This window comes from Streptomyces sp. NPDC055140 (assembly GCF_053607285.1).
Genome location: NZ_JBSGTG010000013.1, coordinates 88,349 through 102,348, shown reverse-complemented (window position 1 = coordinate 102,348; position 14,000 = coordinate 88,349). Strand labels below are relative to the sequence as shown.

Here is a 14,000-nt window from a genome sequence, read left to right as displayed (position 1 = left end):
GCAAGTTAAGGGGGAGGCGGTTGTGAGCCACCTGTGCGTCAGGAGTAGGGTGCGCGCACTGTCATACGGGGCGAACATCGCGGAGGACAATTCTGTGGTTGAGAACAAGAAGACGTGGCGGACGTCGGGCGCCCTCATAGCGGCCGCCACTGCGGGTGCGTTCGGCGTGGGGCTCTTCGCGAGCCCCGCGCAGGCGCACACCCCCGTGTGGGAGGTGACCTGCTCCCAGGTCAGCCTCGACCTGACCAACTACGGGTCGCGGTCCGAGAACACGGTGAACGTCACGGTGGACGGCAAGGACCTCCTGCCCACCGAGACGTTCAACAACGATTTCCACAAGAAGCTGGACCTGCCCGAGCACAGCAAGGAACTCACGGTCCGCCTGGTCGTGAAGGCCGGCGACGGCGACCAGTACTCGCGTGACGAGACGAAGACGGCCCCGGTGTGCGAGGGCAGCACGCCCAAGCCGTCGGACACGCCGAAGCCGACTCCGACGCCGTCCAAGCCGGCCGACACGGCGTCGCCCACGCCGAGCGACAAGCCCAGCACGGCGACGAGCTCCGCTGCCGCGGTGCCCTCGTCCAAGCCGAGCGCCGACTCGGGCGACCTCGCCGAGACGGGCTCGTCCAGCGCCACGCCGCTCATCGGCGGGGCGGCCGCCGTGGTGATCGTCGCGGGTGGCGGCCTCGTGTGGGCGACGCGCAAGCGCCGCAGCGCCGCTCAGGGCTGAGAACATGTGCGGGGGCGGGCCGTTCCTGGTCCGCCCCCGCACGCATGTCCCAGCACGGAGGTGAGGTGGCCATGACGGCCGTCGGCGAGGGGCGCGCCCCGCAGGACCGGAGCGCTCTGGTCATCACCCTGCCCATGGCGAACCCGCTGCTCGAAGCCGCGGCGGAGGTCAACCCCGCGCTGGTGAGAAAGGGCCTGCCCGCCCATGTCTCGCTGCTCTACCCGTTCCTGCCCGCGGCGGAGCTGACGGCGGACGTCGACGCCGAGGTGCGTGACCTCGCGTCGTCACTGCCCGCGGTCGAGACGGATCTGAAGGACTTCGTGGTGGCGCCGCGCTTCGTCGCCGTGCCCGTACCCGCGCTGCAGCCCGTGGTCGACGCGTTCTGCGCACGCTGGCCGCACATCGCCCCGTACGGCGGCCGGTTCGGGGAGCGACCCGAGCCGCATGTCACGCTGGCGACGGGGGCCACGGACGAGGAGGCGGAGCTCGTGCGGGACCGGGTGCGGCCGCTGCTCCCGCTGCGCGTGGCGGCCTGGCGCGTCGATCTCGTGGTCCGCACCGACGGGGACTGGCGGCTGCGCCTCACGGCGCCCTTCGCCGCCAGCCCCTGAACGACTACTGCTGGTACGGGTTCTGGCCGAGCGGCTGGCCCGGCTGCTGCTGGCCCTGCGCCGGGTGACCGGCGGGCGCGGCGGCCTGCGCGAGCAGCGCCTCCGCCTGCTCCTTGGCGAGCTGGTGCTCGATCCCGCAGAACGTGCACTGCGAGCGGTACTTGGTGGAGATGGGGAACAGCGGCACGAAGAACAGCGTGAACTTCGTGACGTACTTGCGCAGCGCGTGCGCCGCGGGATTGCCGCAGTTTCCACAGACGAACGTGAGCATCGCGAGCTGGTACAGATATCCCCGTGTACCGAAAATGATCATTGGTGGCCCCTCCCGACCGGCGGCCCGCCGGCACATGAGCGGCGGTATCCCCGCCATCGTAGAGGGAGCACACCGAGACCGGCCGGGCGCAGTGGTCCTCAGGAGGCGTCGAGGTCCAGCGCCGCCGCCATCGCCTCCATCGCCACCACCTGGTCCTCGACGGGTCTCTCCGCCAGATCGAGGTCGCCCCACTGGTCCTCGTCCGCGCCCCCGGCCGGTGGCCGTGAACTCCTCCGGCAGCCGGCCCTGCCCGATCCCGACGTCGAGCCGCGCGCCGGAGAGCCGGTCGAGGGACCGGCCGCCGGGCCAGGATCAGCGTTGGCTGGAACAGCGCGCTGACGATGCGACGGCCTCGGGTCCTGCGTACGGTCCGAAGCTCGGCAGGCTGAAGCCGATGCGGGGGGTGTTCATCGGGAGCTCTCCTCTGTCGGGGGTGCTGCTCCGTCTATGACCGTGAGCGGCGCCGGAACTCCTCGCCTTCATCCTCGAAGGCGGCCGGACGCGGGACGATCTTTCCCGATTGCATGTTTCGGTGCGGACGATGGATCGCTGGATGCGTTCTTGACAGGAGAGTTTGCCGCAATGAGCATCGTTGTGCTTTCACCAGCCGGTGAAGGTCATCCGAACGATGGAGGGGGTTTACGAATGTCCGCGATCGTTTCCACGCTCAAGCACACCAAGTACGTCATGGGTTCGCTGGCGGCGGTGCTCTTCACCAACTGTCCCAGCTGACGCGGCGACGGGGCGGGCGGCGACGGCCGCCCGCCCCGTCTCTTTGCTGCGTTTCAGGGGGCCACGGTTCACGGTGAGCGATGTGTCGGAGGCGGGGGAGGAACCATGTTCGACGCGGGGATCCGGCAGTTCCGAATGGCGCTGGCGATGGTGCTCGGCCGCCCCATCGACGTACGGTCCGCCGAGCGGCTGGTCGAGGACGCCCTGGCGACGATCGCCGAGTTCGGCTCCCCGGGAGAGGATGTCGAGCAACTCCTGCGGGGCGCGGCCGCCGACCCGCAACTGCGCGCCGACCTGACGAACAAGGCCCTGCGCCGTACTGCCAGGCGACTGGCCGACAAGTCACCTTTCTATGCCGAGCACTTCGAGGCCGCGGGCGTCGACCCCGCCACGCTGACCGTCGACGCCATGGGCCGCGTCCCCGTCACCACGAAGACGGACCTCGTCAAGCGGTCCCGCGACTTTCTGTGCGGTGAGCCGTTCCTCGCCTCGCGCACCACCGGCACGACGGGCCGCCCCGCCGAGGTCTGGTACTCCCGTTACGAGGAGCGGCTGTGGCCCGCTCTGGTCGCTCTCTCGCAGGTCCTGCGCGGCAATATACGCACCACGGACCTCGTCCAGTTCAACGTCAGCTCCCGCGCCACCGGCACCGCGTACGCGGAGATGCAGGTGGCCCGCATGGCCGGAGCCGCGATCCGCATGGTCGGCCTGGTGCCCCCCGTCGAGACCCTCGACCTCACCGTCGGCACCGACGCCCCCGCGCCGACCCTGATGGTCACCTACCCGAGCTATCTGGGCCAGTTGGTCATCCTCGCGCGTGAACGGGGCCTCGGTCCCGCCGACTTCCGGCTGCGGCGCATCAACGTGGGAAGCGAAGTCCTGTCGCCGGCCCTGGCCTCGGCCGCCGAGGAGACCTTCGGCGCCCCGGTCCACGACGGTTACGGCATGACCGAGGTGACTCCGGTCGCGGGCGCGATCTGCGCGCAGCGGCATCTGCACATCGACGCCGGGATCGGCCTCGTCGAGGTGTGCGACCTGGAGACCGGGGAACCGGCCGAGCCCGGTGCGCTCGGCACCATCGTCGCCACCCCGTTCTTCCCGTACCGGGAGTGCATGCCGCTGTTCCGCTACGACACCCGCGATCTCGTGCGGCGCCTGCCCGACGTACCCCTCAACTGCGAGATGGCGAACGTCCCGGCCACCTCGCACATCCTCGGCAAGGCCGACCACGTGCTGAGCACCCGCGCCGGGGCCGTGATGCCGCGCGACATCATCGAGGTCCTCGACGCGCTGCCGGGCGCCCGGTGGCCCATGCGCTACCGGACCGACGTCACCGACGGCCGACTACGGCTCGAACTCGCCGCCGGGTGCGCCGCGGACAACGGTCCGGCCGACATCGCCGGCCGCCTCGCCGAGGCCGGCATCGACGCGACCGTCGCCCTCACCGACGCCGAGGGACACGAACTGCGCCGGTACCGCTGCGACTTGGTCGAGAACAGCTTCGCCGGGAGGGCCTCGTGAGCGCCGCACAGTCCGTGTTCTTCACCCTCGTCACGCTGGGCATCGCCCTGGGCGTCTCGCTCGCCGGCGTCGCGTACTTCCGGCTCGTCACCCTGCCGCGGCCGGCAGTCGGAGCCTTCAACGGCAACGACATGGTCATCATGATGGGCTTCGTCATCGCCCTGCCGTTCCTCTACCTGGCCCTGCCCGGCGCGCTCCTGCCGCCCGTCCTCGGCCTCACCCTGGCGGGCGGCCTCGCCGTCGCCTACGGCCCCGTGGTCCGAAGCGCCCGGCTCCGGTGGCTCCTCATCGCCGCGCTCCTCGCGGCCGACTGGTTCGCCGCGCGGACCGCCGAACACGACCCGACCCATGCGCTCCCGTACTGGCTGATCAACAGCACCGTCATCATGCTGATGGCGGTCGGCGCCGCCAACCTCAACGCCCAGGGCGGTCTCCGCCTGCGGCACGTCGCCCGGTTCGCGCTCGCCCTCGCCGCGTACGACCTGTTCTTCGCCACCGCCGTGCCCATCACGCAGCGGCTCTTCGACGCCGTGCAGGGCTATGCCTTCGCGCCCTCCGCGGGCCTGCGCGTCGGAGACCTCGGCGCGGTGCTCGGCATGGGTGACCTCCTCGTGTACGCCCTCTACAGCACCGTCGCCTACAAGGCCTACGGGCGGACCGGTCTCGCCACCGCCCTCGGCCTCGTCGCCGTGTTCGGCGCGCTGCTCCCGACCCTCACACCGGTCACGGTCGAGGCGCTCACCGGGCATCTCCCCGAGATCGTGCCCGCGCAGATCTTCTTCGGGCCCGCCGCGTTCGTCGGTCATCTGGTGCTGCGGCGGCGTGGCCCGGAGCGCCGCATGGTGGACGTCCGCCCGCCCGCTCCGGTACCGGCCTCCGTGACCGCGTAGAGCACCGCCAGACCTGCACGCCCGGCATGCCGTCCTCGACGACGACGTCCGCCCGGGTACTGAGGGGCGCGTCGGGCCTCTCGCCTGCCCACGAGACACGGAACAGATACCTGCCCGAGCGCGAGCCAGGTATGTAACGTGTATTACATCTAGCCATCGAGAGCATTGATGTGTAACTTCTGGGACGTCGGCGGAGGTGATTCCGCGCGCTTCGGACGTCCGAGAGGGAACGACGTTGATGTACATCTCTGTGCCCCGCCGCGGGGCGACTGCCGTGCTGGCCTGCACGGCTCTGGTGGTGGTCTCCGGCTGCGGCGCGAGCGGCTCAGGCGGAGCCGGCCCGGCGTCCCGGGACAAGATCGCCGGAGTCACGGTCACGCGGGACGCGGCACTGCACGAGGCCCTGCCCGAGCGGATCAAGAAGGCGGGCACCGTGCGCGTGGCCACGGACGTCCCCTATCCGCCGTTCGCGATGTTCGTGACCGAGGGGAAGAGCGAACTGACCGGCCTGGACTACGACCTCGGCCAGGCCCTGGGCGCGAAGCTCGGCGTCAGGTTCGCCTTCACCCCGACGAAGTTCGACGGCATCGTGCCCGCCCTCCAGGCCGGCAAGTTCGACGCCGCGATGTCGGCCCTGACCGACAACAGGGAGCGGCAGAAGGTCGTCGACTTCGTCGACTACTCGCGTTCCGGCTCGGGCATCCTGGTGGCCGAGGGCAACCCGGCGAAGATCGGCACGCTGGACGACCTCTGCGGCAGGAAGGTCGGCGTCCAGGCGGCGACCAACCAGTACAAGCTGCTCGAGGCCCACCAGGCCGCGTGCCGGGCGGCCGGCCGGAAGGCGGCCGACATCCAGACCTTCCCCAAGGACTCGGACGCCCAACTCGCCCTGCGCTCGGGCAAGGTGACGGCCGAGGTCGTCACCAAACCCGCCGCCGGATGGTCGGCCAAGACTGCCGACGGCGGCAAGGCCTTCGACCTGGCCGAGGACCCCAAGGCGCCGGCAGGCTACCGTGCCTCACCCAACGGCATAGCGGTCTCCAGACAGCTTCCGCAACTGACCGACGCGATCCGGCGGGCGCTCCAGGCCCTGATCGACGACGGCACCCTCACCAAGATCTGCGACAAGTACGGCGTCGCCTCCATCGCCGTGAAGGAAGCCACCAAGAACGCGGCGGTGGACTAGAGATGGCCACCACCACCCCCATGGGGACACCGCGCACGGGCGAGACCCCCGCATCCGACGCCTTCGAGATCGTCCCCGTCCGCCACTGGGGCCGCTGGATCTCGGCGGTGGCCGCGGTCGCCGCGCTGGCCGGCCTCATCGGCTCGCTGGCGAAGAACGGCAACCTGCACTGGGACGTCGTCGGCCACTACCTGTTCGCCGGGCTGATCTTCGACGGTCTGGCCACCACGTTGTGGCTGACCGTCGCCGCGATGACGCTCGGCCTCGTCCTCGGCACCCTCGTTGCCGTCATGCGGCTCTCCGACGACCCGGTCCTGTACGGCCTTTCGTCGCTGTTCGTCTGGGTCTTCCGCGGCACCCCGCTGCTCGTACAGATCATCTTCTGGGGATACGCCGGAGCCCTCTACCAGCACGTGATGGTCGGCATCCCGTTCACCGGCGTCACCTTCCTCCAGGCCGACACCAACACCCTGCTCACCCCGGCCGTCGCCGCCCTGCTCGCGCTCGGCCTGAACGAGGCCGCGTACGCCTCCGAGATCGTCCGCGCGGGGATCCGGTCCGTCGACGCCGGACAGACCGAGGCGGCCCACTCGCTCGGCATGCGCCCGGCGCTCACCATGCGGCGGATCGTGCTGCCCCAGGCGATGCGGGTGATCATCCCGCCGCTGGGCAACGAGACGATCAACATGCTCAAGATGACCGCCCTCGTGTCGGTGATCGCGGCGCACGACCTCATGTCCAACATCCAGGACGTGTACGGGCAGAACTACCAGGTCATCCCCATGCTCGTGGTGGCGTCCCTCTGGTACCTGGCTCTGGTCAGCGTCCTGAGCGTCCCGCAGGCGTGGCTCGAACGCCGCTACGGGCGCGGCACGGCACGCGGCGCTGCGGTCTCCCCGCTGCGGCGCCTCTGCGCCGGATCCCTCACCGCCCTGCGCAGCCGCACACAGAAGGAGGCGGGCCGTTGAACGCGCCCATGGTGCACGCCGAGGGCGTGCGCAAACACTTCGGCAAGCTCCAGGTCCTCAAGGGCATCGACCTGACGGTCGAACGCGGCCAGGTGTGCTGCCTGTTGGGGCCCTCAGGGTCCGGCAAGTCCACGTTCCTGCGGTGCATCAACCATCTGGAGAAGATCGACGGGGGCCGCCTCTCGGTCGACGGCGAACCGGTCGGCTACCGGCCGCAGGGCACCCGCCTCCACGAGTTGCGTGAGCGCGAGGTCGCCGCCCGCCGGCGCGACATCGGCATGGTGTTCCAGCGGTTCAACCTCTTCCCGCACATGACGGCCCTGGAGAACGTCATGGAAGCCCCCGTCAAGGTCGCCGGCGCAGCCAGGGACCAGGCCCGCGACGAGGCGAGGGCCCTGCTGGACCAGGTGGGGCTCGCCGACCGGGAGGGCCACTACCCGGCCGAGCTCTCGGGCGGCCAGCAGCAGCGCGTCGCCATCGCCCGCGCCCTCGCCATGAAACCCAAGCTGATGCTGTTCGACGAACCGACGTCGGCGCTCGATCCCGAACTCGTCGGCGACGTCCTCGACGTCATGCGCCGGCTCGCGGACGACGGCATGACCATGGTCGTCGTCACGCACGAGATCGGCTTCGCCCGCGAAGTCGGTGACCTGGCCGTCTTCATGGACGAAGGCGTCGTCGTCGAATCCGGTGACCCCCGACGGGTCCTGGCCGCACCGGAGCAGGAGCGCACCCGCGCCTTCCTGTCGAAGGTCCTGTGAGCGCCCCGCCCCGTCAGCAGCCCCTCGACGAGGCGCTGTTGGCCCTGTCCCACGCACACCAGCCGCGGTACCTCGAAGACCTGGCCGAACTCGTCGCGATCGACTCCGGCTCGTACAGCTCCGACGGCGTCAACCGGGTCGCCGACCTGGTCCGGGCCCGCCTCGAGCGTCTGGACTTCTCTGTGGAACGCGTCCCGCTGCCGCCGACGAACGGACACCGCATCGCAGATGTGCTCATCGGGCGCAGACAAGGCCGCCTCGCCGTCGCCGACGGAGGCCGCAGACTCTTGCTCGCCGCGCACATGGACACCGTCTTCGACGACGGGGCCGCCGCCGAACGCCCCTTCTCCCTCAGCGGATCCCTCGCCCACGGACCCGGCGTCAGCGACGACAAGGGAGGCATGGTCGCAGGACTGGCCGCCCTCGAGATCCTCGCCCGGGCCGGCGTCGAGGACTACGCGGAACTCGTCTTCCTCGCCACGCCGGACGAGGAGATCGGCTCACCCGCCAGCAGACCGGTCACCCGGCGGGCCGCCGAGGGGGCGCACTACGCCCTCGCCCTCGAATGCGCCCGGGAGAACGGCGACCTGGTCATCGCCCGCAAGGGCGTGGCCGACTTCAGGCTCACCGTCACCGGCCGCGCCGCACACGCGGGCATCGAACCCGAACGTGGAGCGAACGCGGCTCTGGCCGCCGCTCACCTCGTCATCGAGATCCAGGCCCTGAACGGCATATGGGAGGGCGTCACCCTCAACGTCGGCGTCGTCCGCGCGGGCAGCCGCTTCAACATCGTCTGCCCCGACGCGGAACTCCTCGTCGAGATCCGCTCGGCAACGGACAGCGGCATGCGCGACGCCACCGCCGCCATCCAGGAGGCCGCCGCGCGGCCCGTCGTCCCCGGCACCCGCGTCACCGTCGAGGAACTCGAATCCTGCCCGCCGATGGAGGACACCGACGCCTCCCGCCGGATGTTCGACCGGGCCAAGGACATCGGCGTACGCCTGGGCCTGTCCTTCGGGGGCACGGCGACGGGCGGCGTGGGGGACGCCAACACCATCGCCGGCACAGGGGTCCCGACACTGGACGGCCTGGGACCGGTCGGCGGCGCCGACCACACCCCCGAGGAGTGGCTCGACGTCAGTACGGTCCCGGTCCGGGTCGCCCTGCTCGCCTCTCTCATCGCCGACCTGGGTGACAGCCGCAGCGACTGACGCTGCCCCCGACGCTCCCGCACCGGTTCATCGCGCCGTTGCCCGGTGCGGGAGCACCCGTCGTGGCCCCGGGGCGCGGCGACGGCCGGGACCACAGTTGCGAAGATCGGCATTAGGCTCGGCCCGCGGGCCCACGCCCGCCGACGACCGAGAAAGGAACCCGCGATGGCCTCCGGCGCACTCGCCGACGTGATCCGGCACAAGCTGGGCGACCTCAGCCCTGCCGAGCGCAAGGTCGCCCGCGTCCTCCTGGCCAATTACCCCTCCGCCGGCTTCGAGACCGTCGCCGTCCTCGCCGAGCGGGCGGGCGTCAGCGCCCCGACCGTCATCCGCTTCGTCAGCCGGCTCGGCTACCGCGGCTTCCCCGGCTTCCAGACCGCCCTGCGCGAGGAACTCGACGAACGCAACGCGTCGCCCCTGTCCCTGTACGAATCCGCCGACCGCGCCCGCACCGACGAAGCGGCGGGCGGCGACGTGTCCCTTCTCGGGCAGGCCGGCCGGCTGTTCAGCTCCGCCGTCGCCCAGACCCTCACCGAACTCCCGTCGCACGACCTGGAACACGCCGTCTCGCTCCTGGCCGACGGCAAGCGGCGCATCACGCTGGCCGGCGGCCGCTTCACCCATCTCCTCGCCCAGTACCTCGGGCTGCACCTCATGCAGTTGCGCGGTGACATCCGGCTCCTGCCCGCGGGCGACGTCGAGCGGACCGCGGTGCTCGGCGCGCTCACCCGCCGCGACGTCCTGGTCGTCTTCGACTACCGCCGTTACGAGCAGGACAAGGTCACCATGGCCCAACTCGCCCTGGAACAGGGCGCGAAGGTCATACTCTTCACCGACAGATGGCTGTCCCCGGTCTCCGCGCACGCCGAGGTCGTGCTGCCCAGCCTGGTCACGACGCCGTCGCCGTACGACAGCTTCGTGCCCACCCTCGCCGTGGTCGAGACCGTCGTCGCCGGAGTCGTCGCGGCCCTCGGCGACGACGCGCCGGCGCGCCTGCGGCACACCGAGGAGATCGCGCGCCGTATCGGCCTGCAGTGATGCGGAGCATCTGCCCGCGGTGACGCGGAGGGTGGGCCCGCGATGCCCTGTCGGGGCACCGAGTTGCCATGTACTGTTCAATCACGCGTGGTCCTCCCTCTTCACAATCGGTGTTCTACGCGCGCAGACTCGACGCCCGCACCGCCTTCTCCCCACCCCTCACGGAGGTATGACGGATGCTCGGATCCAGACGTCCCCACCGCCGCGTCGCCTGTGCGGCCGCCGTCCTCGGAATGCTCATCGCCGGTGTGACGTCAGGTCAGGCGGCCACCGCCGCCGCCCCTGCCGCCGCGGCGACGCCCCACCGCGTGCTCTTCGACAACACCAAGGCCGAGACCGCCGGCAACGCCGACTGGATCATCGGCACCAGCCAGCCCGACCCGCTCGGCCAGGACGCGACCCCCACGGCCGAGAACGACTGGACGGGCGCGCTCTCCGCATGGGGCGTGGGTCTCCAGAAGACCGGCGACTACGCGCTCAAGACACTGCCGTCCGGCAACACCATCACGTACGGGACCTCGTCGGCCCTGGACCTCAAGAACTTCGACACGTTCGTGCTGCCCGAGCCGAACGTGTTGCTCAGCGCGGCGGAGAAGACCGCCGTCATGAAGTTCGTCCAGAACGGCGGCGGCCTCTTCCTCATCTCCGACCACACCGGCGCGGACCGCAACAACGACGGCATCGACGCGGTCGAGGTCATCAACGACCTCATGACCAACAACTCCGTCGACTCCACGGACCCGTTCGGCTTCTCCGTCGACACGCTGAGCATCAGCACCGACAACCCGAAGGCCATCACCTCCACCACCGACCCCGTCATCAACGGGTCGTTCGGCAAGGTCGGCGGCAGCATCATCCGCAGCGGAACCACGGCCACGCTCAAGCCGGCCGACAACTCCTCGGTCAAGGGCCTCGTCTACCGCACCGGTTCCTCCGGCAACACGGGCGCCTTCTTCGCCACCAGCACGTTCGGCAGCGGCCGCGTCGCGTTCTGGGGCGACAGCTCCCCGATCGACGACGGCACGGGCCAGTCCGGCAACACGCTCTACGACGGCTGGAACGACCCGGCGGGCACGAACGCGCCCCTCGCCCTCAACGCCACCGAGTGGCTCTCCGGAGCCACCGGCAGCAGCGGGGGAGGCGGCGGCACCTGCACCGCCGCCCAACTCCTCGGCAACCCGGGCTTCGAGTCGGGCAGCACCACCTGGACCGCCTCCAGCGGCGTCATCACCAACGACACCGGCGAACCCGCGCGCACCGGCACCTACAAGGCCTGGATGAACGGTTACGGCTCCGCCCACACCGACACCCTGTCGCAGACGGTGAACGTCCCGACCGGCTGCGCGGCCACCCTCAGCCTCTACCTCCACATCGACACGGCCGAGACCACCACCACTACGCCCTACGACACGCTCAAGGTGCAGGTCCTCAACAGCGGCGGCACGGTCCTGTCGACGCTCGGCACGTACTCCAACCTCGACGCGGCCTCGGGCTACGCGCTCAAGACGTTCAACCTGGGCGCGTACGCCGGGCAGTCGGTGACCGTGAAACTGACCGGCACGGAAGGGTCCACCCTCCAGACATCGTTCGTCGTCGACGACACATCGGTCAGTGTGAGCTGACCGACCGCAGGTCGCCCGCCAACCATCGGTACTGACAGGCGAGTTGCTGTGGCAGACTGCGTGGCCATGACGGCAGAGACACCACCCACTCCCCGGATAGACACCAGCAAGCCCCACCCGGCCCGTGTCTACGACTATCTCCTCGGCGGCAAGGACAACTACCCCGTCGACGAGGAGGTGGGGGAGCAACTGCCTCCCCAGGCGCGGGACGCGGCGCGCCAGAACCGTGAGTTCATGCACCGCGCCGTCGCGTGGCTGGCGGGCACCGGCGTCGACCAGTTCCTCGACATCGGCACCGGGATCCCGACCGCGCCGAACCTGCACCAGATCGTCCAGGGGATCCGCCCCGAGTCGCGCGTCGTCTACACGGACAACGACCCCATCGTGCTGCGGCACGCCGAGGCGCTGCTGGTCAGCAGCGCCGAGGGCATGACCGACTACGTCCAGGGAGATGTGCGCGCACCCCGGGAGATCCTCGACCACGCCCGCAAGCTGCTCGACTTCGACCGGCCGATCGCGCTCTCGCTCATCGCGCTCATGCACTTCCTGCCCGGGGAGCAGGAGCCGTACGACATCGTCTCCACCCTGGTGGAAGCGCTGCCCTCCGGCAGTTATCTCGTCCTGTCGCACGCGTCGTCCGACATCTTCCCGGAGCTTTCCGCGCAGGTGACGGCCGAGTACGCGAAGGGCGGGATCGAGCTCGGGTTCCGTTCGCGCGACGGGGTCGGCCGCTTCTTCGAGGGGCTCGAACTCATGGAGCCGGGCCTGGTGACGGCGACGGAGTGGTTCCGGGGCACGGTCGCCCCGCGCGCGGAGGACGGCGGAATCTACGCCGTGGTGGCGCGCAAGCCGTAGGCGAATCACGGCGGACACCGGTGCAGCGTCCGGTGGGAGTGATCTCCCGACGGGCGCTGCATTTATTGTTCGCGCATGGCTGTGAATGTGGCGAAAAAAGGGGAGTTGCTCAACACCCTGCGCGAGCGGCTGAAGGAGCGGATCTACGCCGCGATCACGATGCTCGCGGTGGTCGTGGGCCTCGCGCAGAACCCGCACACCGGGCACTGGACCGCTGCCGCCTATGTGACGGGTACCGCGGTCGGCCTGTGGCTGGCCACGCTGGTGGCGGACGTGCAGTCGCACCGCGTCGTGCACAAGCGGTTCCCGGCACGCGCCGAGGCCCGGCACATGCTGTACGTCAGCAGCCCTCTCCTGTCGTCCGCGGCCGGCCCGCTGGTGATGGACGCCCTGTCCGCGGCAGGCGCCCTCGACCTCGACACCGCTCTGTGGATCGCGGCCGGCGTGGGCGTCGCCGGCCTCGCCGCCTGGGGTTTCGAGGGTGGCCGCCGGATGGGCGGCGGGCTGCTCGCGTCGAGCCTGGCGGCCGTGGTCGACGCGGTGATCGGGGTCGGCGTGGTGGGGGTGAAGCTCCTCGCGGGACACTGACCGCCCGCGCCTTCTGAGTCTTTCCGAGTGGCGTGACGCCCAGCTCCTGTGCGCCGCCGCCGCGTTCGAGCGGGTGGCGCCGGTGGCCGACCGGTGGCCGGCCGGCCTCGGGGCTCGGTAGGTGTCGGGGCTCAGTAGGTGTCGGGCGCGTCGAACAGGAGGCGCAGCGCCACCTCCCTGTAGTGGCGCACATGCCGGAGCGCGCACTCGGCCGCCGCCTCGGGGTCGGCCGCGGCGATCGTCTCGTAGAGGCGGCGGTGCTCCTCCCACACCGACGTGGGGTCGTCGATCTGATGGAACAGCCAGCGCAGCCGGCCCTCCAGGGGTTCGAGGGTCGCGGCGAGGAGTTCGTTGCCCGCCATCTCGACGATGTGGTGGTGGAACGCGGTGTTGGCGCGCGACACGCGCTCGGGGCGCCCGGCGAGCGTTGCCTTGCGGGCGCTCTCCAACAGGCGCTGCATTTGGCGGAGTTGAGCCTCGTCCGCGTTCTCCGCCGCGCGGCGCGCCGCGAGGACCTCAAGGGCCTCGCGCAGGTCGAAGAGGTTCGCCACGTCCTGGCGCGACAGCTCCTTGACGACGATGCGTCGCGGGGACAGGGCCTGGAGGAACCCCTCGCTCATCAGGACGCGGATGGCCTCGCGCACCGGGATGCGGGAGACGCCGAACTCCTCGGCCACGTCCCGCTCGACGAGGCGGTCGCCCGGCTTGAGCCTGCCGCCGATGATCTGGTCGCGGATCCCCTCGCAGACCTGGTCGCGCAGCCATCCCGTCCCGGTCGGGGACGTGGCGTCCCGGGTCTGGCCCTGTGTCATGTGTCCTCCCCGAAAAGCTGCCCTTACGGTATACCAAACGCTTGACGAGGCCCTGGGGTTCCCTTCATTGTTTGGTATGCCATAACGCGGAAGTTGCACGTCAGCACGTACCCGAAGTCTGCCGAATCGAGGGTCCGCCATGTCGCAGGTCAACCCCGTACA

15 protein-coding genes are annotated in these 14,000 nt (G+C 70.4%); 13 read left to right on the top strand and 2 right to left on the bottom strand.

Annotated features, from left to right (window positions below):
* Nucleotides 1-58: 58 nt before the first annotated feature.
* Nucleotides 59-730 (top strand): LAETG motif-containing sortase-dependent surface protein, encoded by a 672-nt coding sequence (locus ACWFR4_RS24435; protein WP_453654625.1) that lies wholly within the window; start codon nt 59-61, stop codon nt 728-730.
* A gap of 71 nt (nt 731-801) precedes the next feature.
* On the top strand, nt 802-1,341 hold the full coding sequence (locus ACWFR4_RS24430) for a 2'-5' RNA ligase family protein (protein WP_453654490.1): 540 nt from the start codon (nt 802-804) through the stop codon (nt 1,339-1,341).
* A 4-nt stretch (nt 1,342-1,345) separates the two neighbouring features.
* Here the strand turns inward: ACWFR4_RS24430 and ACWFR4_RS24425 are convergent, their stop codons facing one another.
* Nucleotides 1,346-1,654 (bottom strand): zinc-ribbon domain-containing protein, encoded by a 309-nt coding sequence (locus ACWFR4_RS24425; protein WP_375984354.1) that lies wholly within the window; start codon nt 1,652-1,654, stop codon nt 1,346-1,348.
* Between the two features lie 582 nt (nt 1,655-2,236).
* Here ACWFR4_RS24425 and ACWFR4_RS24420 point away from each other — a divergent pair.
* From ACWFR4_RS24420 to ACWFR4_RS24370, 11 genes are all read left to right on the top strand, one after another.
* Nucleotides 2,237-2,386: a hypothetical protein gene (locus ACWFR4_RS24420; protein ID WP_165914302.1), complete on the top strand. Its 150-nt coding sequence runs from the start codon at nt 2,237-2,239 to the stop codon at nt 2,384-2,386.
* A gap of 105 nt (nt 2,387-2,491) precedes the next feature.
* Complete coding sequence (locus ACWFR4_RS24415; RefSeq protein WP_453654488.1) at nt 2,492-3,907, top strand: phenylacetate--CoA ligase family protein; 1,416 nt, start codon at nt 2,492-2,494, stop codon at nt 3,905-3,907.
* The gene (locus tag ACWFR4_RS24410) at nt 3,904-4,797 is read left to right on the top strand and encodes a hypothetical protein (protein ID WP_453460906.1); all 894 of its coding nucleotides are present in this window, start codon (nt 3,904-3,906) and stop codon (nt 4,795-4,797) included. The genes ACWFR4_RS24415 and ACWFR4_RS24410 overlap by 4 nt, the downstream gene beginning before the upstream one ends.
* A gap of 238 nt (nt 4,798-5,035) precedes the next feature.
* Nucleotides 5,036-5,983, top strand: coding sequence for an ABC transporter substrate-binding protein (locus ACWFR4_RS24405; protein WP_453460903.1), 948 nt, complete (start codon nt 5,036-5,038; stop codon nt 5,981-5,983).
* 2 nt (nt 5,984-5,985) lie between these two features.
* Complete coding sequence (locus tag ACWFR4_RS24400; RefSeq protein ID WP_453460900.1) at nt 5,986-6,951, top strand: amino acid ABC transporter permease; 966 nt, start codon at nt 5,986-5,988, stop codon at nt 6,949-6,951.
* A gap of 8 nt (nt 6,952-6,959) precedes the next feature.
* Nucleotides 6,960-7,712 (top strand): amino acid ABC transporter ATP-binding protein, encoded by a 753-nt coding sequence (locus ACWFR4_RS24395; protein WP_453460915.1) that lies wholly within the window; start codon nt 6,960-6,962, stop codon nt 7,710-7,712.
* The gene (locus ACWFR4_RS24390; RefSeq protein WP_453460897.1) at nt 7,709-8,923 is read left to right on the top strand and encodes a M20 family metallopeptidase; all 1,215 of its coding nucleotides are present in this window, start codon (nt 7,709-7,711) and stop codon (nt 8,921-8,923) included. Before ACWFR4_RS24395 ends, ACWFR4_RS24390 begins: the two co-directional genes overlap by 4 nt.
* Before the next feature lie 165 nt (nt 8,924-9,088).
* Nucleotides 9,089-9,961: a MurR/RpiR family transcriptional regulator gene (locus ACWFR4_RS24385; RefSeq protein WP_453654486.1), complete on the top strand. Its 873-nt coding sequence runs from the start codon at nt 9,089-9,091 to the stop codon at nt 9,959-9,961.
* 176 nt (nt 9,962-10,137) lie between these two features.
* Nucleotides 10,138-11,583, top strand: coding sequence for a hydrolase (locus ACWFR4_RS24380; RefSeq protein WP_453654484.1), 1,446 nt, complete (start codon nt 10,138-10,140; stop codon nt 11,581-11,583).
* A 66-nt stretch (nt 11,584-11,649) separates the two neighbouring features.
* Complete coding sequence (locus ACWFR4_RS24375) at nt 11,650-12,438, top strand: SAM-dependent methyltransferase (RefSeq protein WP_453460890.1); 789 nt, start codon at nt 11,650-11,652, stop codon at nt 12,436-12,438.
* A gap of 75 nt (nt 12,439-12,513) precedes the next feature.
* Nucleotides 12,514-13,026: a hypothetical protein gene (locus ACWFR4_RS24370; RefSeq protein ID WP_453460887.1), complete on the top strand. Its 513-nt coding sequence runs from the start codon at nt 12,514-12,516 to the stop codon at nt 13,024-13,026.
* A 131-nt stretch (nt 13,027-13,157) separates the two neighbouring features.
* Here ACWFR4_RS24370 and ACWFR4_RS24365 read toward each other — a convergent pair whose 3' ends face one another.
* Nucleotides 13,158-13,838: a GntR family transcriptional regulator gene (locus ACWFR4_RS24365; RefSeq protein ID WP_453654482.1), complete on the bottom strand. Its 681-nt coding sequence runs from the start codon at nt 13,836-13,838 to the stop codon at nt 13,158-13,160.
* Nucleotides 13,839-14,000 lie beyond the last annotated feature (162 nt).